The following is a 21,925-nucleotide window of genomic DNA, read 5'->3' on the forward strand; positions in this document are numbered from 1 at the left end:
ACTCAATTAGACTACTAAACAGCCAATAAAAGAGAAACCAAAACAGGGTTAGAAATTGTAACGGTTTATTTTATTCGTATTGGTTTTGCGCAGATAGATAGCTGGTAATCACCCATTACTTCTGCTATCAACATTAGAGGGACACCAATGAAAACCTCATTATCATTGATTGGCTACTGAGTGAAACATTGAAAGTGTACCCTAACGGAGTATACTATAATTTATAAAACAAAGGATTTTGTTTCGCGCACGAAAAAAGAAAGTTTGTCTGATATTGATTTAATAAACGCTTGCAAAGAGATGTCAGCAGGCCTTTACGATGCAGACCTAGGTGGTAATGTTTATAAAAAGCGCGTAGCCATGGGCAGTAAAGGAAAAAGAACTGGTTATAGAACTATCGTCGGGGCGGTAATTGGTGATAAATATTTCTTTCTCTATGCGTTTGCTAAAAACGCTAGAGCTAATATAAATGCGAAAGAAAAATTAGCATTAAAAGAGTTAGCAAAAGAGTTTATTCGTTTTTCCCAAAGTGAACTTGAACAACTAGTCGATGATGGCGAACTTTTAATTGTAGGTGATGATCATGAGTGACATATTAAAGTCAGTTCACAAAACAGTGAGTGGATTAAAAAAGTCAGGAGTTATAGACAAAACGACGATGCGTAAATTTGACGCATTATGCCTTACAAGTGTTCATGAATTTACCCCCGAACAAGTTCGTAACTTAAGACTGAAATACAATCTCTCACAACCGGTCTTTGCTCAATACTTAAATGTCAGTGACAAGTTAGTTAAAAAATGGGAGCAAGGTGATAGCTCACCAAGAGGAGCAGCATTGAAAATGCTCACTCTGGCAGAGCAAAAAGGGTTAGAAGTAATCGCTTAAGCCTAATCCAAAGTGTTGTAATTTTGAGCATTCAGCTTCATTAAAATCACATCTTACTTTTTACTTTATTAGTCGCTTGGCTGGTTGCGGGGTTATCTGGCCAAAAATGTTTTGGGTAACGCCCTTTCATTTCTTTTTGCACATCGCGGTAACTCGTTTGCCAAAAATTAGCTAAATCTTGAGTTAACTGCAGTGGTCGCCGCGCTGGTGATAATAGCTCCATTAATAATGGCAGTTTACCTTGGGCCAGCAAAGGCGTGCTGGTCATGCCATATACTTCTTGCATGCGCACACTGAGCTTCGCAGGGCCATCAAGCTGATAGGTCACTTTTACATTTGAACCACTTGGCACCGTTAATCGTAAGGGGAGCAATTCATTCAATAAACTTTGCTGCTGCCAATCAAAACAGCTTTTAATCGCTTCGCTGTAATTGAACTTTTTTAATTGCTCAAGGTTTTTTATATCATCCAAATAAGGTGCAAGCCATTGGCTATCGGCAATTAAATCATCATGATTTAAACGCGGGAATGACTCTGGTAACAGCTTACTTGCCAAGCTCATTCGAATAAGTAACTGCTCACTATCGGGCTGTTCATTAAATAACGAAAAGCCCTGCTTACTAAATAAGTTTAACCACGCTTTAGTGCGCTCGCTCTTATCTAGAGGCTGTTTACTTGGTTGACTCGCTATGGTGATAGCACCGAGCTTGAGCTCATCTTGATGGATAAAGCGCCCTGCTTTTTCATCGTATTCGCAGCGAGTTTGCTCAGTAAATAAATGCGAAAGATCATCTTCAAGCTCACTTGGCATAAAGGCAACAGCAGCAAAAACCCGGTTTCCCTTATGACCGCCCATGTGAGCAATGGCAATATAATCATCGTTATGCCAAAACTCCTCACTTAAGTCGGCGCCTGCACCATTGGCAAGTAAATAACCATTACCGCGCTTTTTGGCTAAACGGTCAGGAAAGGCAAGTGCCACCAGCAGCGACAAGTATTCTGTTTTAAGCTCATTAACCGGCTTGAGCTGTAAGCGCGATAGCCAATAATTTAATTGCTGCTTAAATACTGGGTGCGGTTTACTGTGCTGACTATGTAATGCCAAATTAAGATCAGCTGGCATACTAATGCGGCTTTCAAGCAGCGCCGTTAAATACCCCGCTAATATATAAATACCAGGCATGCGCTGATCCAGTTGCTTTGCCTTAATGAGCATGTGTGAGAGACGAATATCGGCTCCATAACTCAGCATTTGACTGCCAAGGGGTGTTAGCTTTTCATTTTTATCAATGGCTTCGAGCATTTTCAAAAGTGCCGTTGCCTGTTTAATTTGCTGGTTACTAGGTGGGTCGAGTAAGCTAAGCTCAGCAAGTGATGCCCCCCACTGCTTTGCCTCTAATAACAACTGACTAATATCACTGGTCAGAATTTCTGGCGCATCATGACTGTTACGGCGCTCAAAGGTTTGCTTAGAGCCTAAACGATACACAACCCCCGGCTCAATTCGCCCAGCACGACCTGCGCGCTGTATAGCTGAAGAACGAGAGATACTTTGCGTAACAAGCTCTGTAACACCGGTTTTTAAATTGAAATTGGCAGCACGGCGTTTGCCGCTATCAACCACAATACGTATTCCTTCAATGGTCAAACTGGTTTCAGCGACATTGGTGGTTAGTACCACTTTGCGTTTGCCATTTTTAGCGGGCGCAATAGCAGCTTGTTGCTCTTTTTTATTTTGCTCACCATACAGGCTAAATACTTCAACGCTATCATTTAAATCATTTAAAGACTGCTGAACGCGCATGATTTCACGCTGCCCAGGTAAGAACACTAAAGCACTGCCCGATTGCTCACTAAGCGCCTGTTTTATTAGTGCAGGTATGTCATCGAGCCAACGGCTTTCGTCTTTAAGTGGAATATACACTTCATCAATAGGGTAGCTTCGTCCTTGTGATGAGATAATAGGACAGCTGAAAAACTCACTGTAACGTTCGCCGTCTAAGGTTGCCGACATCAGTAAGATTTTTAAATCATCGCGAAGTGCCGCCTGTGTTTCGAGGGCAAATGCCAAAGCCGTATCTGCGGCAATTGAGCGCTCGTGAAACTCATCAAAAATAAGTAAGTCTACATCACTAAGCTCTGGGTCATTTTGCAACATACGCGTCAGCATGCCTTCAGTGACAATTTCGAGTTTAGTTGTAGAACTTACTTTTGATTCGCCACGAATGCGTAAGCCGACACTGTCACCGACTATTTCATTCTGCTGACTTGCCAAATACTGGGCAATATTGCGTGCGGCCAGTCGTCTTGGCTCTAACATAACAATGCGTTTAAAGTGCCCTTCGCGCATTAAGGTTAGAGGCAGCCATGTTGATTTACCCGCTCCCGGTGGCGCTTGTAATAAGGCCATTGGGTTACTCTGTAATGTGGTTAACAGGGATTGATAAATATCTTGAACTGGCAGCACGTTAGGTATCTCTTACTTTCTTTTCACGCATTGTATCAAAAAACTAAAAATTGCGATGGCTATAGGCTTATTTTCTATTTCGGGCTTTAAAAGTGAAAACATTGCATTCTGCCAGTTTAGATTTATTCTTGATTAAACGACCGCACAAAAGTCAGAATAAGGAATAAACTTGTTCAGGATTTACACCCGTATTTTAATCACCTTGCTATTTTTAGCTTTACCGCTTCAAAAAGCATATAGCCAGCAAAAGATTACGGTTGCACTTGGCAATACACTTCCACCTTGGGTGATGGCTGAAGACAACACAGGCATTATTCCTGACTTACTTCGCGCGACACTGGGTGCTCAAGGTTATCAACTACAATTCGTCTACGTGCCTTATGCAAGACGGATCCTTTTATATAATGAAAACTTAGTTGATGTAGTATCTGATATAAACAATAAAGTTATTGAAGCTAATCAAATGAGCGGTTACTTTTCAGATATTGCTTACAACTATGAGAACTTTGCGTTTAGCCTAGCCAAGCGAAATTTCGACCTCAAGTCCATCGCCCAACTAAAACATCATACCGTGCTATCTTGGCAAGGTGCTAAAGCGCGACTTTCACCTGAATATCGCGACATGGCAAAAGAAAACCCTAATTATTCAGAAACATACGACCAATCAACCCAAGTACGGCTTTTATATCGTGAACGGTATGAAGTGATCCAAATGGACGGAAAAATTTTTGACTACTACCGAGCGTTAATTACAAAACATGGGGAGGTTGATGTGTCTGAACCGGTGCAGCGGTTTGCTTTGTTCGGCAAAAGCCCCAATGGTTTTTTGTTTCATGATGAAGCCTTAAGAGACCGGTTTAACGAGAGTTTACGTAAACTAAAATCAACTGAAGAATACACGCGGATAATCAATCGCTATACATCTAAGAGCCACTAAGTATCTAAAACTAGCGCAACAGAAAATATTACAGGCTGATTCTAAAAACTACGTAGTAATTGCAAACTTTTAAATTCCACTCATTAGATTCAAAAACACAAAATAATTACAAATCAATCACTTAATAAGTTTCACCAAATTGGTACAGCGATTGCTCTTACTAAGGTGAATGTTTAACAGAGTAAGGAGATTATGATGAACAGCGATCGTTTAGAAGGCAATTGGAAAGAGCTTAAAGGTAAAGCACAACGTAAATGGGGTGACCTTACCAATGATGATTTAGATAAAATTGAAGGTAGCCGTAAAGAGCTGGTTGGTAAACTTCAGCAAAAATACGGTAAATCAAAGGAAGAAGCTGAGCGTGAAGTCAGCGACTTTGAAAAAAGCCATTAATTTGAGCAATTAATAAAGCCGCTAATTGCGGCTTTATTTATCAAGCTGGCTCATGCTTTGCTAAATCTACTTCAGCAACCGTTTGATTTTTACCTTGTGATTTAGCGCGGTAAAGTCGTTTATCAGCAATGTTTAAGCAATGATCCATGCTCTCATCAGCGACGCGCACGTACAGGCCAATACTTAAGGTGACATGAAACCGATGCTGGCCGCTCGTAAATGGCTTTTCAGCAAGCTTCTTATGAATTTTTTCAGCTACTTTTCTGGCTCTAAACTCATGCCCTGTAGGGAGCACAATTAAAAATTCTTCGCCGCCCCAACGGGAAATAATATCTTCTTCTGTGCACACGTTTTTAAATACATCAGCGAAAAATATTAGCACCTCATCGCCCACTTGATGACCGTAGGTGTCGTTGATTTGCTTAAAGTTATCAACATCCATCAGCAAGAACACAGCCCCTTCGCCAAAGCGCTTATCTTGCAAACATTCGGTTGCGTAGCGACGGTTAGCGAGTTCTGTCATCGCGTCAGTGCGAGCCAGCTTTTGATTAAGTTTAAGTTGCTCCATTAACTGCAAACTGTATTTGTTGCGATAATATTCGTAGAAGCCAGCCAAAATACATAAAATAGAGAAACACAGCATGACACGTGTAGGAAAATAATGACTCGGATAGCTGTAGTAACCAAATCGATCGGTAAAGTAGAAAAGCACCGAGATAATACTGGCAAGCAAGATAAGATCAAACGCTCCGCGCTTTAAACCACGAATAAAAAAGGTCACAGGAGATACAATAAACAACCACAATGGCCCAGTGCCATTACTACCCCCAGAGACAATTAAAAAACACATCATCGAATAGAGAGCGTAAAGCATAAGTACTGCGATGGTTTCGTCACGATTTTTAATGACAAAAGGTGAGGCAAACACAAAGCCGCCAATAATTAATAAATAGCTAAGGGCATGGTAACCATCTTGATAGCTGGTGATCGCCATTAAAAACGAGGTGATTGAACCAATAAATGCAAAAACACGTAAAAATCGTGCTTTATCTTTGTCACTTGCATTCACTGTATCAATCACAATTTCACCTTAGATTTTTTGATCAATCTCAACAATACCAATCCGCAATAATACTTAATCATTTTGAGGGATTAAACCTGTCGCTACCTGCGTTAAAAATTTCTGATTTAGAACAACTAAATAACGAAATTTTTGCCTTGTTATCAACGAGGTTTCATTGCCTCAAAATAGACCACTTTATTAAGCGAATTGGTATAACTTTAACACAAATATTTAAAATAGAAGGAATTTGCCAGTATTAAAGCAATTAAAAAGAAAAAAGTATGATTAAAAATGGGCATAAAAAACGAGCCATTTGGGGCTCGTTTTTAATTTAAACTAAAGGTTATTATTCTGGTTCATAGCCTAAATTAGGCGACAACCAACGCTCGGCTTCTGCAAGAGTCATGTTGGTACGCTTAGCGTAATCTTCAACCTGATCTAATTGAATTTGCGCCACTGCGTAGTACTTAGCTTCAGGGTGAGAGAAATACCAACCAGAAACCGCCGCACCCGGCCACATTGCGTATGAACTTGTTAGCTTCATGCCGATACGCTGTTCGGTATCAAGTAACTGCCAGATTTTCTTCTTCTCTGTATGTTCAGGACAAGCCGGATAACCTGGCGCTGGGCGAATACCTTGGTAGTTTTCACGAATAAGTTCATCGTTCGATAGATTTTCATCTACCGCATAGCCCCAATACTCTTTACGCACTTGCTCATGCAAGTACTCAGCAAACGCCTCAGCTAAACGGTCTGCAACGGCTTTAACCATAATCTTATTATAATCATCTTGCTTCGCATCGAAGGCATCGGCAAGGTCGTCTTCTTCAAGACCACCGGTAACCGCAAACGCACCAAAGTAGTCAGGAGTGCCTTTAGGCGCAATATAGTCAGCTAAACAGTAGTTAGCAAAGTCGGTTTTTTCAGTTTGTTGGCGTAAATGACACGATGTAGTTAAAAGCGTTGTACGCGACTCATCGGTGTAAATCTCAATGTCATCCCCTACTCGGTTTGCAGGGAATAAACCAATGACACCTAGAGGTTGCAGCGCACCTGATTGCTCAAGCTCATCAAGCATTGCGTTGGCATCAGCGAATAAGCTTTTAGCTTGTTCACCGACAATTTCATCTTCAAGAATACGTGGATACTTACCAGCGATTGACCACGTCATGAAATAAGGTGTCCAGTCGATGTACTGTCTTAACGTCGCAATCGAAACATCTTTAAATTCAGTCACACCTAGCTTTTTAGGCACAGGTGGTGTGTAGTTGTCCCAATCAAGTTTTACAGCGTTGTCGCGAGCACGCTGTAGAGTAACTGGTTTTGAGCGCGGCTTTTTACGTGCTTGTTGTTCACGTACTTTTTCATACTCAGCCTTGGTTTTCTCTAAAAATGCTGGTTTTAACTCTTTCGACAATAAATTAGAAACCACACCTACAGCGCGGCTAGCGTTATTGACATAAACCACACCTTTATCATACTGAGGCTCAATTTTAACCGCTGTATGCGCTTTAGAGGTAGTTGCACCACCAATCAGTAACGGCAATTCAAAACCACGACGGGTCATTTCTTTAGCAACATGCACCATTTCATCAAGCGATGGGGTAATCAGCCCTGATAAACCAATAATATCGGCTTTCTCGTCAATGGCGGTTTGCAAGATTTTCTCTGCCGGCACCATCACACCAAGGTCGATAACCTCGTAGTTATTACATTGCAGTACCACGCCTACAATGTTCTTACCAATGTCGTGTACGTCGCCCTTAACGGTTGCCATAACCACTCTACCATTGGTTGCACCCTCTTCTTTTTCAGCTTCAATGAAAGGGTCAAGATAGGCAACGGCGCGCTTCATCACACGAGCTGACTTAACAACCTGTGGTAAGAACATTTTACCCGCGCCGAATAAGTCGCCTACAACGTTCATGCCATCCATAAGCGGGCCTTCGATCACTTCGATAGGCTTAGCTTTGCTCTTGCGGCACTCTTCGGTATCTTCATCGATGTATTCGGTAATGCCTTTTACTAACGCATGCTCAAGGCGCTTTTCAACAGGCCATGTACGCCACTCTAAATCTTCAACTTTCTCTGCTTGCGCCATACCTGAGTATTTGGGTGCAAGTTCAACAAGTCGTTCACCGGCACCTGGGTCGGTATTGAGGATCACATCTTCTACAGCTTTACGCAGCTCTTCGGGAATATCGTCGTAAACCGCTAATTGACCCGCATTTACAATGCCCATGTCCATACCCGCTTTAATCGCGTGGTATAAAAACACTGAGTGAATAGCTTCACGTACTGGGTTATTACCTCGGAACGAGAACGACACATTCGATACACCACCCGACACTTTACAGTGCGGTAAGCCTTGCTTAATTCGGCGCGTACCTTCAATAAACTCAACAGCGTAGTTATCGTGCTCTTCAATGCCCGTTGCGACGGCAAAAATGTTCGGGTCAAAAATAATGTCTTCTGGCGGAAAGCCAATATCATCAACGAGTATTTTATAACTACGCTGACAAATCTCGAACTTACGACCAGCAGTTTCTGCTTGCCCGGTTTCATCAAACGCCATTACAACCGCAGCAGCACCAAAGCGTTTAATTAGCTTAGCTTGGCGGATGAACGGCTCTTCACCTTCTTTAAGTGAAATTGAGTTAACAATGGCCTTACCTTGAATACACTTTAGGCCTGCTTCAATCACGTCCCATTTCGATGAGTCGACCATGATAGGTACTTTTGAGATATCAGGCTCTGAAGCAATTAAGTTTAAAAACTTTACCATCGCCGCTTTCGAGTCCAACATGGCTTCATCCATGTTGATATCAATCACTTGCGCGCCATTTTCTACTTGTTCACGGGCAACATCGAGAGCGGTCTCGTAATCTTCTTCCATGATCAAGCGCTTAAACTTAGCCGAGCCTGTTACATTGGTACGCTCACCGACGTTAGTAAATACAGCAATTTGGTCAGTCATGTCGGTTTCCTAGTTTAAGTTACACGCTTCAAGGCCCGATAAGCGCATACGCACTTCAAGCTCAGGTAATTGGCGAGGTTTAACACCTTCAAGGCCTTTCGCAAACGCCTTAATATGAGCCGGTGTGGTGCCGCAACAACCACCTACAATATTGATGAAGCCAGACTTGCCCCAATCAATAATTTCTTGGGCCATTTCAGGAGCTTCTAAATCATATTCGCCAAACTCGTTCGGTAAACCTGCATTTGGATGCACCGAGGTAAAGGTTTCACAAACGCGCGATAACTCTTCAACATACTGGCGCAGTAAGTCAGGGCCAAGGGCGCAGTTAAGGCCGATTGATAGCGGTTTAATATGGCGAATTGAGTTATAAAATGCTTCTGTGGTTTGCCCTGATAAAGTTCGGCCTGAGGCATCGGTAATGGTGCCTGAGATCATCACAGGTAAACTACGACCAGCTTGCTCGAATGCTTCTTCTACAGCGAACGAAGCCGCTTTAGCATTAAGGGTATCAAAGATGGTTTCTATTAAAATAAGGTCAGCACCACCTTCCATCAGTGCCAGTGTTGACTCAACATACGCAGCCACCAGCTTATCAAAGTTGATATTACGGTAACCCGGGTCGTTTACATCTGGAGAGATAGAGCAGGTTTTTGATGTTGGTCCAAGTACACCGGCTACATAACGCGGTTTGCTAGGATCGTTTGCTTCAAACTCATCACACACACCGCGTGCAAGTTTCGCTGATTCGAGGTTGATTTCGCGGCTAAGGCTCGCCATATCGTAATCTTCCATCGAAATAGTCGTGGCATTAAAGGTATTCGTTTCGATGATATCAGCACCCGCCTCTAAATAGGCACGATGAATATCCGCAATGATTTTTGGCTGAGTCAGGCTTAATAAATCGTTGTTACCTTTAATAAGTACATGCCAGTCTTTAAAGCGCTCACCGCGATAATCCTGTTCTTCTAATTTATGTTCTTGGATCATGGTGCCCATCGCGCCATCGAGGATTAAAATTCGCTGTTTCAGCGCCTCGGTTAATTGTTCGCGTTTATTCACTGCATTACTCGGCATAGTTGTTAGTCCTTACATCTTGGCTAACTAAGTTAATATCATACGGTGTAGTTTGGTACACATAATAGTTTAACCAATTCGAAAACAATAAAAAGGCATGGCTTTGCCAGGTCTTCGACGGTTCGTTGTCTGGGTTATCGTCTGGGAAGTAATTTTCTGGCTTAGGCGCATCCGCTGATTTTTCTTGGTCGCGCAAATACTCCCCTTTAAGGGTATGTGCATCGTACTCTGGATGGCCAGTAATATACACTTGGCTGCCTGATTTATTTTTAATTAAGTAGGCACCTACTCGCTCAGAACCAGCTAACACCACCAAATCATCGCAGGCAGTGATCTTGTCGATATCAATATGACCATAGCGAGAGTGTGGCACTAAAAAGGTATCATCAAAGCCACGAGTGAGTGCTGCATGGTCAAAATAACTTTTATGGGTAAATACGCCGCTTAATTTATTTGGTTTAAGTTCGCGCTTAAGGCCATAGTGATGATATAGACCCGCATGGGCCGCCCAACACGAAAACAGCGTAGACGTAACATGTTGCTCAGCCCAATCTAAAATAACTTTTAACTCGTCCCAGTAAGCAACTTCGTCATACTCTAAATGAGCAAGCGGCGCCCCAGTGATAATCATGGCATCGTAGTTATTATCTTTCACTTCTGAAAAATAGCGATAAAACGTATCCATGTGCTGCTCAGAATTACTACTGGTGCGGTGAGTATCTAAGCGCAATAGCTCAACATTAACTTGTAGCGGTGAATTAGCTAACAAGCGAATAAACTGCACTTCGGTTTCAACCTTGTTTGGCATTAAGTTTAAGATGGCCAAACGCATTGGGCGTATCTCTTGCGTTTTCGCGCGACTTTTTGGCATTACAAACACGTTTTCTTGGCGTAATTTTGCAATGGCTGGCAATTCATCTTTTACTGTAATGGGCATAGCTGGCTCCGAGCATACTTATCTGACTGCTAATTATGAACGGATAGTTAGAAATTTCAACCTCTAGATGTTTAGATGTCCAAATGAAGTAATCTTTCTGAGTGGTCATTAATTAAAATGTATGACTCTTTGAGTAAATAACACCTTGATATTAAGCCTATCATAAACGCTGAATTCTGTATTTTGAGGTAGTTTGGGTATACAATACTTGCTGTTAATTTTTCTTATAAATTGAAGGCTCCTTTCATGGTGTTACCAGATAAGTTTATATTCTCGATGAGTCGAGTTTCTAAGGTTGTGCCACCTAAGCGCACTATCTTAAAAGATATTTCTTTACACTTTTTCCCAGGCGCAAAAATTGGTGTGCTAGGTCTAAACGGTGCAGGTAAATCAACGTTACTTCGCATTATGGCCGGTGTTGACCAAGACTTTGAAGGTGAAGCTCGCCCTCAACCAGGCACTAAAATCGGTTACTTACCGCAAGAGCCTGTGCTAGACGAGAACAAAACAGTTCGCGAAACAGTAGAAGAAGCAGTAAGCGAAGTTAAAAATGCACTTAATCGTCTTGATGAAGTATACAACGAGTATGCAATGGACGGTGCTGACTTCGATGCACTTGCGAAAGAGCAAGGTGAACTTGAAGCTATCATCCAAGCACACGATGGTCACAATATCGACAACGTGTTAGAGCGTGCAGCTGATGCATTACGCCTTCCACCTTGGGATGCAAAAATTGAACACCTTTCGGGTGGTGAGCGTCGCCGTGTTGCGATCTGTCGTTTACTACTTGAAAAACCAGATATGCTTATTCTTGACGAACCGACCAACCACTTAGACGCTGAGTCAGTTGCTTGGTTAGAGCGCTTCTTACACGACTACGAAGGTACAGTGGTTGCTGTAACCCACGACCGTTACTTCTTAGATAACGTAGCAGGTTGGATTTTAGAGCTTGACCGTGGTGAAGGTATTCCTTGGGAAGGTAACTACTCATCGTGGCTTGAGCAAAAAGATTTACGTTTACAACAAGAACAGAAATCTGAAAAAGCACGTCAAAAATCAATCGCACAAGAACTTGAATGGGTTCGTTCAAACCCGAAAGGCCGTCAAGCTAAGTCTAAAGCACGTATGGCACAGTTCTCTGAGCTTCAGCAAAACGATTACCAAAAGCGTAACGAAACGAATGAACTCTTCATTCCACCGGGTCCACGCTTAGGTGACCAAGTTATCGAAGTGAAAGGCCTGAAGAAGAGCTTTGGCGACCGTGTATTAATCGATGACTTAAACTTTGCAATGCCGAAAGGCGCTATCGTAGGTATTATCGGTGCCAATGGTGCGGGTAAATCGACGCTATTCAAAATGCTAAGTGGTGAAGAAACGCCTGATAGCGGTGAGATCATTGTTGGTGACACAGTTGAGCTTGCAACGGTTGATCAGTTCCGTGGCGACATGGACGAAAGCAACACTGTTTTCCAAGAAATCTCTAACGGCCAAGACGTATTAAAAATTGGTAACTTTGAATTCCCAAGCCGTGCCTATGTTGGCCGCTTTAACTTCAAAGGTAACGACCAACAAAAATTCGTTAAAGACCTATCAGGTGGTGAGCGCAACCGTTTACACCTAGCTAAGTTACTAAAAGCTGGTGGTAACGTATTACTACTGGATGAGCCAACCAATGACCTAGACGTTGAAACACTACGTGCACTTGAGAACGCTATTTTAGAGTTCCCTGGCTGTGTAATGTGTATCTCGCATGACCGTTGGTTCCTTGACCGTATTGCTACACATATTCTTGATTACCGTGATGAAGGCCAAATTAACTTCTTCGATGGTAACTACACAGAATACGAAGAATGGTTGAAGAAAACCTTAGGCGCAGAAGCGGCACAACCTAAGCGTATTAAATACAAAAAAATTGGCTAATTAGCTGATACTCAAAAAGCCCCTACTCAGGGGCTTTTTTGTTGTATTAAGCTTTGCTATCACTCACTCCATTATGATCTATACTATTAAGTAACTAAAGTTGGAGATACAGCTATGAATGAACGCAGAGAGTTTTCGCGGGTATTATTTTCTTGCCCTGCGGTCCTTCGTATCGAAGATAACGACTATCACTGTCAGTTACTTGATCTATCTTTGCAAGGTGCGCTCATTACTAAAAGTGATTCATTTTTAGTGCCTATTCATAGTAAAGCTGACTTAATCTTTACCCTACCAGAGTCAACTATCGAGATTAAAATGCAAGTGGAGCTGTGCCATGTTGAGCATCAGCATGCAGGCCTTCGCTGCGAACATATCGATATTGATAGTATTACTCACTTAAAACGATTGATTGAGCTAAATCTGGGTGATGAGGCATTATTACATCGCGAGTTAGCTCATTTAATTCACGCGCCAGAGTAAACATTTGCCGTTAGATTCGTTATGCTGTAGCAAATTCAGCTATTTAATAAGCTATGCAGTTAAATCCCCACTTACCCTTGGTGTATCATCCAAATTACTCGTTTAGTTTCGATCCTAACCATCGCTTTGTGATGAGTAAGTTTGCTTATTTATATGAGCATGTGCAAAACCTTGGATTAATAAATGACAACCTAACTCAACCGATGCTTGGCAGCCCTGAGCCCCTTGAGTTAGTGCACTGCGAAAATTATATCCACGACCTTTGGCACAACCGCTTAGATGAAAAAGCGATGCGCCGTATTGGCTTACCTTGGTCAAAAGAGCTGATGGCACGTACCTTTACTGCGCCTCTGGGCACCTTACAAACAGCACGTTTAGCTCTTAAACATGGCATTGCTTGCCACTTAGCGGGTGGCACTCATCATGCTCATACTGATTTTGGCTCAGGCTATTGCATGGTAAACGACCTCGCTTTCACCAGCGAAACCCTGATAAAAAGTGGTGAAGTAACCAATATACTTATTTTTGATTTAGATGTTCATCAAGGTGATGGTACCGCAGCAATGCTGGCGCATCAGCCCTATGCTTATACCTGCTCTATTCACTGTGAAAAGAATTTTCCGTTTCGAAAATCAGCCAGCGATTTAGATATAGGTTTAGCACCGAATGTCGCTGATAGTGAATACCTAGGCGTTGTTGACGATACGCTGAGTTATTTATTAAACACCCTAAACCCAGACTTAGTACTTTATGATGCAGGTGTAGATGTATGGCAGCAAGATGGCTTAGGAAAACTTGATATAAGCTGGCAAGGGATAGCACAACGCGACCATTTAGTTCTCAAACGCTGCCTTGAGCACAATGTACCTGTCGCAACCGTGATTGGTGGTGGTTATGATAAAGACCATCGCCGTTTAGCGGCTCGTCATGGCATTGTAGTAGAGCAAGCTGCTCGATTTTAAAAACAACAAAGAAAAAAGGCCCGGTGGAGAAAAAACCGGGCCTTTGCTACTGTAACATTGGGATATGTTAGCAACTTTTTTCTAAGTTAAAACAAGTAGCTGTGGAGCTACCGAATGGTAATCTAAAGCCATCGCTATGCTCAAAACCGTGATGTTTACAATTGAAAAAGCAAACACTTGGCGCGCCCAGCCGCTTACATCAATATTGCGACGATAGCCACGAAGCGCCATTAGCAACCACCAAAAACTCGTTGTACAAGCTACAGCCATAAAGGCTAAACCTGTATAACCACTAATGGTTAATAACATCACAACCAACGCATACACGGCGATATATAAAACAATGTGATGCTTTGCCTTCTCGATCCCCTGCGCTACTGGTAACACAGGAATTCTGGCCGCTTGGTAGTCGTTATAACGAAAGATTGCAATTGCATATGAATGAGGCATTTGCCATAGACTAAACATGACCAATAAAATCACAGCACCAGCATCAAACTGCCCAGTTACGGCACAATAACCCACTACAGGCGGTACTGCGCCAGATAAACTTCCTACAAAGGTGCCGTACACAGAACGACGTTTCATATATAAGCTGTACACACCTACGTAGATGACGTAACCAAAAGTAGCAAATAAGAGTGCCACTACGTTGGTATACACTGCTAATAACCCGAAACCAATAACACCAAGCACGATGCCATGTGCCATAGCCGCCTTTGCTGACATTTCGCCAGTTACTGTGACGCGTTTGCGAGTGCGCGCCATAGCAACATCAATATCACGATCAATCACGTTATTGATCGCGCATCCTGATGCCACTACTAAAGATAACCCTAGTAAGGTTGCGATCATTAACCATGGGTCAATATCACCGCGAGAGGCTAGCAAGAATCCCCCCGCGACAGAGATCAAATTGCCCATGATAATGCCAGGTTTAGTGACATTTAAATAACGTCGAAACACTTCCTCGACTCCTCTAATTTTCAGCACAAACGCAATATTACGAAAGAAACTAGCTAGTAACAGACTGTAAGAACTGGAGACACAACCTCAGACTAACCAGCTCCTTTCGTAAATCTTTTACCAATTACCAAGTAATTGTTATTAGTACATCATCATGGCGTTCGATTCGTAGATGATCCACACCGACAAACCAACCACCATTACAATGATTAAAGCACTAAAGATAAACGACAATGAACTTGCCTTGCCGTCTTCAGTTTTGAAGTTTAGGTGTAAGAAATATTTCAAATGCACCCAAATTTGCACAATCGCCATGCTCACGATGCACCATGCAGTGGTCGTTTTAGAAAACGAACCACTCATCACAGCCCAAAATGGAATAGCCGTTAAAACCACTGACAGTAGAAAACCAATTAAATAGTCTTTAGCGCTGCCATGTGATTGATCATTATGTGCATGAACTTCTAAGTTATTAATTACATGTGATTCACTGTGACTCATTACATTGCTCCCATTAAATAAACAACGGTAAATACACAGATCCACACCACATCTAAGAAGTGCCAGAATAAGCTTAAACAACTTAGGCGTGTCACTGTTTGTGGGTTTAAACCACGGCGCACAACTTCAATCATCAGGACAGTCATCCAAATAAGACCCGCTGTAACGTGAAGACCATGTAAGCCCACTAAAGAGAAGAACGATGTTAAAAAGGCACTTTGCTGAGGGCCATTACCGTGCGCAATTAGGTGATGAAATTCGTACACTTCCATACCAATAAACACTGCACCAAAGGCAAAGGTAACCAGCAACCAAGTTAACGTAGCCGCCTTTTTCTGCCCGTGAGCAGAGATCATCGCAAAGCCAAATGTGATACTACTAAGTAGTAGAGCTGCGGTTTCAACCGCAACAAAATCAAGTTCAAAAATATCTTTACCCGACACACCGCCAGCAGTGTTCATGAACAATACTGCGTAGGTTGCAAAAAATGATGCAAACAACAGACAGTCAGTCATAAGATAAAGCCAGAAACCAAATACGGTGTTACCACCTGTATCGTGGTGCTCATGGTCGTGTGCATCGACATGACCGTGTGCGCCGTTTAAGGTGTCGAGCCCTGCAGAAATGCTACTCATGCATTCACCTCCTTCGTAGCGGCTGTATTGTGAGCCGTTTCTAGTTCAACAATTTCATCTGGTTGCACGTAATAATCAACATCGCTGGTATAACAACGCTTGATGAACACCACGATAGCACCCAGTAAACCAAAGGCGGCAAGCCACCAAATGTGCCAGATCATGGCAAAACAGAAGGTTGTTAAAGCTGCGCTCATTAATACACCTGCCGATGTATTTTTTGGCATATGAATTGGGCTATAAGAGGCTTCTTGCTTGTAGGCTAAGCCTTTTTCTTTCATGTCTGTCCACGCATCGATGTCATCAACATGAGGGATTTTCGCAAAGTTGTAGTACTGTGGAGGTGAAGCAGATGCCCACTCAAGGGTATGACCATTCCACGGATCGCCCGTTGTATCATCAAGTTGCTCGCGGTTTTTGAAGCTCACTACAAGTTGCACAACTTGGAACAAGATACCAAACATAATGATCACCGCACCGCCAGCTGCAATGTATAACCAAATGTTCCAATCAGGGTTGTTTGTGTGGTTTAAGCGACGTGTCATACCTAAGAAACCAAGTACGTATAACGGCATGAATGCCACGAAGAAACCAATTAACCAACACCAGAAAGATCGTCTGCCCCAACTCTCGTCAAGTTTGAAGCCCATTGCTTTAGGGAACCAAAACGCAAAACCAGCTAAATAACCAAATACCGCACCGCCAATGATGGTGTTATGGAAGTGAGCGATTAAGAATAAGCTGTTATGTAATACGTAGTCAGCACCAGGAATAGCAAGTAACACGCCGGTCATACCACCGATAGTAAAAGTCACCATAAAACCTAAAGTCCAAAGGACAGGCACAGTAATACGTAAACGACCACGATACATAGTGAATAACCAGTTAAACAACTTAACCCCGGTCGGTACCGCAATAACCATGGTCATAACACCAAAGAAGGCATTAACGTTAGCGCTTGAGCCCATAGTAAAGAAGTGATGAAGCCAAACGATGAAACCTAAAATCGAAATTGCACCACTTGCGTAAACCATCGACTTATAACCAAACAAGCGTTTACCAGCAAACGTTGAGATAACTTCTGAGAAAATACCGAACGCAGGTAAGATCAGAATGTAAACTTCAGGGTGACCCCATGCCCAGAATAAGTTGATGTACATCATCGCGTTACCACCTAATTCATTCGTGAAGAAGTGGAAATCGAGATAACGATCAAGCGTTAACATAGCCAGTACAGCAGTTAAAATTGGGAACGATGCTGCAATTAAGATATTCGCCCACGTGCATGCCCAAGTAAAAATAGGCATTTTCATTAATGTCATGCCTGGTGCACGCATTTTAAATACAGTCGCTAAGAAGTTTACCGATGTTAATAAGGTACCCAAGCCGGATATCTGCAAGGCCCATATATAATAATCGACCCCGACACCTGGACTGAATGACAACTCTGACAACGGTGGATATGCCACCCAACCCGTTTTCGCAAACTCACCAAAGAATAATGAGATATTGATTAGGATTGCACCGCCAGCAGTTAACCAAAAGCTAAGGTTATTTAAGAATGGGAATGCAACATCACGGGCACCAATTTGCAGCGGTAAAATGATGTTCATTAAACCAATCATAAACGGCATCGCCATAAAGATGATCATGATCACCCCGTGTGCCGTAAATATTTGGTCATAGTGCTCTGGTGGTAAGTAACCACTTGCACCGCCAGTAGCCATTGCTAATTGCAGTCGCATCATAATGGCATCCGCGAAACCACGGAAAAGCATGATAAGCGCAAGAATGATGTACATAACACCTAAACGCTTATGGTCAATTGAGGTGATCCAGTCGTGCCAAATCACGCCCCACTTTTTATATTTTGTTACTAAGCCTGCCACTAACAGACCTAAGACAGCAACAACCGTCATGGTAACCATGATAATTGGTTCATGAAACGGGATTGCGTCTAATGTTAATTTACCTAACAACGACATGATTATTCCTCGTCCTCGCTGTGCTTCTTATGAGCTGAGTGCTCTGGCATAGCGTGTTGCATTGCACCGTGAGAGCCATGCGCTTGCATATATTTCATTACGATTGAATGGAACATATCTTTATCTACGCTGGCATAGTATTTAACTGGGTCGTATTCACTTGGTTTTGCAAGTTCAACATAGCTTTGCTTAGTCAATGCAGAACCAGTATTTTTTACTTTGTTTACCCAAGCATCGAAATCAGCTTCTGTAGCTGTTGCAATGGCATCGAACTTCATACCTGTGAAACCTGCACCACTGTAGTTAGCAGAGAAGCCTTTAAAAGTACCCGGCTCATCAGCAATTAAATGAAGCTTTGTTTCCATGCCTGCCATTGAATAAATTTGGCTACCAAGCTGTGGAATGAAAAACGAGTTCATGGTGCTTTCTGAGGTGATCTTGTACTGCACTGGCATATTGGCAGGAAAAACAAGCTCATTCACTGTGGCGATGCCTTGCTCTGGATAAATGAATAGCCATTTCCAGTTCAAAGAAACAACCTCAACAGTAAGGTGCTTACCTTTACCCTCAAGTGGTTTATATGGGTCAAGTTGTTGCGTTGACTGCCACGTGATCACACCTAAAATCGCAACGATGATGATAGGAATGGTCCAAACTACAGCTTCAATCTTATTAGAGTGCGCCCACTTTGGAGCGTAAATTTCTTGATCTCGTCCATCACGGTATTTCCATGCAAAATAAATTGTCATGGCAATAACTGGAATCACAACAATCAGCATTAACACCGTAGCTACGATAATTAAATACTTCTCGTCGACACCAATTTGACCTTTTGGATCGAGTACCCCGCCTTTACAGCCAGACAAGGCCAGCACTAAAGACGCTAGAGCAATATTACAAAGGTTTCGAATTGACAAAGGAATATCCTACAACCTAAAAGTTAACACTTGTCGAAATAAGAACACGACGCTTTTCTGCAACAGATGCTACAGATATCCCTCGGCTGACTAACGAGCACGACAAATCGGCACGCTAAGAAGTGAGGGAGTTTAGGTTGGCTGACTGAAATTTGGGCGTAAAAACCCACTAGGTGCTTAGTAAAGACAACTTAGAAAACGACTAAAATGGCTGAACTTAAGCAACAAAGCTTATTTACAGACAACCACTTACACGAGGAGGAGCACGACAGCCATGAGCGCTGTGTACTACTAAAGACTTTATCGTTTCACGCGCAGCGAAGGCCGCTTTACGTAAAATGACACCTGCACGACGCGCAGGGAAGAAATGGAAGACCAACCAGCATAAACCAATAAGTAATTGGCAAGACACCACAGGGTAAGCTAAAAAACTCAAAACATTAAGCAACGGTGTTTCGTATAAAGCACCTTCACTTAATAAACTTCTTAGCCCGTGAGCATCTTCTAATGTACCGTTGATTAGCATGGCTGAATTAATCAGCAACAAGGCTAAAACTGACATTAGTTCTTTGCCAGCAAAAAACGCACGCGCAGCCAATTGCAACCTAGCTAAGCTAGACTGTTTGACACCTTGTGACTGATTAATTGCTCGCAAAACTCACGCCTTCTCTCGCTTTTACTGCATTTTAGGTAAATGGCTTACCCTATTTTTTAATGCGGTAACATGATCTTCATCAATAAAGTTTCAGTAATTACTGAAATTTCGATGTGGAGTATAACAAAGTCAACAGACGGTACAAGTAGAATTTTACAGCACACGGTTAAGTATTGTTTAGCCATTTGATAATAAACTGTAAAAAAACAAACCTATTGAAGCTAAGTACTTAAAAGTAATACTGTATTTTATATAGCGTAAAGCTATGAAGAAAAAGAAAATAGCATAAAAATAGCGATTTAAAGCATACTTAGTCAGTAGCAATCGAAGCTTTAATACTGAACAAGGATTAGCCAAACCATTAAAAATATAATATTCTACATAATATTAAAATAAAGAATAAAAGAGATAATTATGCGCCTATATGTACTCGCCACAGCCCTTTTAGCACTAAGTACCAGTACACTTGCAAATACGATTGAAGACACCGCTGTAGCTGGCTTAGATAAACCTGCGATTTACTACGCCGATATAGAGCCACACTTAAAAAGCGCAGCAAAACATCCAAGCGTCACACTAAAACAAATCGGCACCTCTTTCCAAGGACAGGCACTTAATTCTCTAAAAATCGGCACCGGCCCAATCAAAGTGATGATGTGGAGCCAAATGCATGGCGACGAAAACACAGCTACTGCCGCACTAATGGATTTTTTAAGCTTTATAACTGCCGATGAAAACGCACAATGGCTAGAAAAATGGCAACAGAAAATAACTCTTCTCATTATCCCTATGGTGAACCCAGACGGCGCCGCAGCTCAAACTCGCCATAATGCACAAGGTATTGATTTAAATCGTGATGCTAAAGCCCTTCGCACAAAAGAAGGACAAATACTCATGACTGCGGCTGATGAATTCAAACCTGATTTCGGCTTTAATTTACATGATCAGAATGCCTATTACGGTGCCGGAAAAATGGGTAAACAAGCCTCTATTTCAGTGCTAGCACCCGCCTATAATGAAGCAAGAGAAGTGAATAAAATTCGTGGTGAGGCTATGCAGTTTATTGCCCACTTAGCCAAAACGGTTGAAACAATGATCCCTGGGCACTTAGGAAAGTACAACGATAGTTACTCTTACCGCAGTTTTGGGGATACATTTTCTGAAAAAGGTATCCGAACTATATTAATTGAATCAGGTGCTTACCCAAACGACCCAAATCGCCAAATAGCCCGTAAAGTTAACCGTGTTTTATATAAAAAGACCATTGATTCAATAACTTCGGGAGAGTGGCAAAGCGCTAAAATAGCCCAGTACCACGCCATTCCATTTAACACTAAAGACAATTGGGTAGACTTACTAATAGATGATGTAACTGTAAAGAGTGAGCTAGGTGATTACCAGATAGATATTGCAATAAACAACAAAGGACAGTCACCCATAATTAAAGAATTGGGTGATATAAGCAGTATCCGTCAAGGTTACACAAGTTTGGATGCAAGCAGCCTAAGCTTTAGAACAGGTAACAGTTTTGTTTTAAATGAGTCTTTCACGCTGACAGAAAGCAAATACAAAGCGCTTTTAAAACAAGGGTATAATTGTTTTTCTGGCGACCTTAGTATGCTAGAAAACGCCACAACATGGCCTATTTACGAGTGTAAAAGTGTATTTACATCAATACCTTCACTTCATGCATCTGCCGCCTTTTTCTTACACGCCAACGGTAAAAATAAGTACGCTGTTTTAGGAGCTAAGTTAATTAATTTAGATTAAACACGATTTAAAAAGACAGGCACTGTTAAAAGTGCCTGTTAAATCTCCAAATACCTTAAATTTGTAACCTAAAATAATAGCTGAGTAGACAAACTATCCTATTAGCTTAATCTAACAATAGAAACCAAGATAAAAGATTTAGTTTTATGAGAATTGAAAGCACAAGTTAGCTGCAAGAGTTTGCAAAAAATAAAAGTCGAGAGAAATTTAAGATTAACTAGCAAGTAATAACTTACAGCTTGCTAGATTACTTCGTCGCTTACGCGCAGTTTTAGTGCAATAACGCTCAATAGCCCCTACTCGACCTGCAGCTCCATGAAATAAGTTTTCAAATTGAGTTGTTAATGTTAACCAGTTTTTAGCTTCTAAATTCAGCCTTTCAAGAATAGGAGGTAAA

19 protein-coding genes and 1 pseudogene are annotated in these 21,925 nt (G+C 41.9%); 8 read left to right on the forward strand and 12 right to left on the reverse strand.

Annotation, left to right across the window (positions count from 1 at the left end; all coding sequences use genetic code 11):
* Nucleotides 1-219 precede the first annotated feature (219 nt).
* Nucleotides 220-591 (forward strand): type II toxin-antitoxin system RelE/ParE family toxin, encoded by a 372-nt coding sequence (locus tag CWC02_RS16520; RefSeq protein ID WP_138619413.1) that lies wholly within the window; start codon nt 220-222, stop codon nt 589-591.
* Nucleotides 584-886 carry a helix-turn-helix domain-containing protein gene (locus tag CWC02_RS16525; RefSeq protein ID WP_138600233.1) on the forward strand — a complete coding sequence of 101 codons (303 nt, stop codon included), beginning with the start codon at nt 584-586 and terminating at the stop codon, nt 884-886. Before CWC02_RS16520 ends, CWC02_RS16525 begins: the two co-directional genes overlap by 8 nt.
* Nucleotides 887-932: 46 nt before the next feature.
* On the opposite strand, the gene hrpB is transcribed toward CWC02_RS16525, so the two are convergent.
* Nucleotides 933-3,353: an ATP-dependent helicase HrpB gene (gene hrpB / locus CWC02_RS16530; RefSeq protein ID WP_138619415.1), complete on the reverse strand. Its 2,421-nt coding sequence runs from the start codon at nt 3,351-3,353 to the stop codon at nt 933-935.
* Between the two features lie 169 nt (nt 3,354-3,522).
* On the opposite strand from hrpB, the gene CWC02_RS16535 reads away from it, so the two are divergent.
* Together CWC02_RS16535 and CWC02_RS16540 are read left to right on the forward strand one after the other, a co-directional pair.
* On the forward strand, nt 3,523-4,290 hold the full coding sequence (locus CWC02_RS16535; RefSeq protein ID WP_235372636.1) for a substrate-binding periplasmic protein: 768 nt from the start codon (nt 3,523-3,525) through the stop codon (nt 4,288-4,290).
* Between the two features lie 195 nt (nt 4,291-4,485).
* Complete coding sequence (locus CWC02_RS16540; protein ID WP_138619436.1) at nt 4,486-4,683, forward strand: CsbD family protein; 198 nt, start codon at nt 4,486-4,488, stop codon at nt 4,681-4,683.
* 40 nt (nt 4,684-4,723) lie between these two features.
* Here the strand turns inward: CWC02_RS16540 and CWC02_RS16545 are convergent, their stop codons facing one another.
* The 4 genes from CWC02_RS16545 to CWC02_RS16565 form a co-directional block, all read right to left on the reverse strand.
* A complete protein-coding gene (locus tag CWC02_RS16545; RefSeq protein WP_138619417.1) occupies nt 4,724-5,764 on the reverse strand; it encodes a GGDEF domain-containing protein in 1,041 nt (346 codons plus the stop codon).
* 328 nt (nt 5,765-6,092) lie between these two features.
* Nucleotides 6,093-8,723: a methionine synthase gene (gene metH / locus CWC02_RS16555; protein ID WP_138619419.1), complete on the reverse strand. Its 2,631-nt coding sequence runs from the start codon at nt 8,721-8,723 to the stop codon at nt 6,093-6,095.
* Between the two features lie 9 nt (nt 8,724-8,732).
* Nucleotides 8,733-9,800: a homocysteine S-methyltransferase family protein gene (locus CWC02_RS20860; RefSeq protein ID WP_138619421.1), complete on the reverse strand. Its 1,068-nt coding sequence runs from the start codon at nt 9,798-9,800 to the stop codon at nt 8,733-8,735.
* Entirely contained in the window at nt 9,790-10,737 is a 948-nt protein-coding gene (locus CWC02_RS16565) for a homoserine O-succinyltransferase (protein ID WP_105181396.1), read from the reverse strand. Before CWC02_RS16565 ends, CWC02_RS20860 begins: the two co-directional genes overlap by 11 nt.
* Nucleotides 10,738-10,983: 246 nt before the next feature.
* On the opposite strand from CWC02_RS16565, the gene ettA reads away from it, so the two are divergent.
* The 3 genes from ettA to CWC02_RS16580 all read left to right on the forward strand — a co-directional run bounded on the left by ettA (nt 10,984) and on the right by CWC02_RS16580 (nt 14,099).
* Nucleotides 10,984-12,657: an energy-dependent translational throttle protein EttA gene (gene ettA, locus CWC02_RS16570; protein ID WP_130151038.1), complete on the forward strand. Its 1,674-nt coding sequence runs from the start codon at nt 10,984-10,986 to the stop codon at nt 12,655-12,657.
* 114 nt (nt 12,658-12,771) lie between these two features.
* Nucleotides 12,772-13,137: a PilZ domain-containing protein gene (locus tag CWC02_RS16575; protein WP_054554294.1), complete on the forward strand. Its 366-nt coding sequence runs from the start codon at nt 12,772-12,774 to the stop codon at nt 13,135-13,137.
* A gap of 53 nt (nt 13,138-13,190) precedes the next feature.
* On the forward strand, nt 13,191-14,099 hold the full coding sequence (locus tag CWC02_RS16580) for a histone deacetylase family protein (protein ID WP_138619422.1): 909 nt from the start codon (nt 13,191-13,193) through the stop codon (nt 14,097-14,099).
* A gap of 81 nt (nt 14,100-14,180) precedes the next feature.
* On the opposite strand, the gene cyoE is transcribed toward CWC02_RS16580, so the two are convergent.
* From cyoE to CWC02_RS16610, 6 genes are all read right to left on the reverse strand, one after another.
* Nucleotides 14,181-15,065, reverse strand: coding sequence for a heme o synthase (gene cyoE, locus CWC02_RS16585; RefSeq protein ID WP_054554292.1), 885 nt, complete (start codon nt 15,063-15,065; stop codon nt 14,181-14,183).
* A 141-nt stretch (nt 15,066-15,206) separates the two neighbouring features.
* Nucleotides 15,207-15,566 (reverse strand): cytochrome o ubiquinol oxidase subunit IV, encoded by a 360-nt coding sequence (cyoD, locus tag CWC02_RS16590; protein WP_138619424.1) that lies wholly within the window; start codon nt 15,564-15,566, stop codon nt 15,207-15,209.
* Nucleotides 15,566-16,201, reverse strand: coding sequence for a cytochrome o ubiquinol oxidase subunit III (gene cyoC, locus CWC02_RS16595; protein ID WP_054554290.1), 636 nt, complete (start codon nt 16,199-16,201; stop codon nt 15,566-15,568). The genes cyoD and cyoC overlap by 1 nt, the downstream gene beginning before the upstream one ends.
* Nucleotides 16,198-18,186: a cytochrome o ubiquinol oxidase subunit I gene (gene cyoB, locus CWC02_RS16600; RefSeq protein ID WP_054554289.1), complete on the reverse strand. Its 1,989-nt coding sequence runs from the start codon at nt 18,184-18,186 to the stop codon at nt 16,198-16,200. Before cyoB ends, cyoC begins: the two co-directional genes overlap by 4 nt.
* A 2-nt stretch (nt 18,187-18,188) precedes the next feature.
* Nucleotides 18,189-19,103 carry a ubiquinol oxidase subunit II gene (gene cyoA / locus CWC02_RS16605; protein WP_138619426.1) on the reverse strand — a complete coding sequence of 305 codons (915 nt, stop codon included), beginning with the start codon at nt 19,101-19,103 and terminating at the stop codon, nt 18,189-18,191.
* A gap of 235 nt (nt 19,104-19,338) precedes the next feature.
* On the reverse strand, nt 19,339-19,758 hold the full coding sequence (locus CWC02_RS16610) for a hypothetical protein (RefSeq protein ID WP_063706310.1): 420 nt from the start codon (nt 19,756-19,758) through the stop codon (nt 19,339-19,341).
* 414 nt (nt 19,759-20,172) lie between these two features.
* Here CWC02_RS16610 and CWC02_RS16615 point away from each other — a divergent pair, with 414 nt between their 5' ends.
* Nucleotides 20,173-21,528: a M14 family zinc carboxypeptidase gene (locus CWC02_RS16615; protein WP_138619428.1), complete on the forward strand. Its 1,356-nt coding sequence runs from the start codon at nt 20,173-20,175 to the stop codon at nt 21,526-21,528.
* Between the two features lie 213 nt (nt 21,529-21,741).
* Here the strand turns inward: CWC02_RS16615 and CWC02_RS20865 are convergent.
* Nucleotides 21,742-21,925 (reverse strand): annotated as a pseudogene (locus CWC02_RS20865) (hypothetical protein); the annotation flags it as partial.

The sequence above is a fragment of the Pseudoalteromonas sp. S2721 genome, assembly GCF_005887425.1.
GTDB classification, from domain to species: domain Bacteria; phylum Pseudomonadota; class Gammaproteobacteria; order Enterobacterales; family Alteromonadaceae; genus Pseudoalteromonas; species Pseudoalteromonas simplex.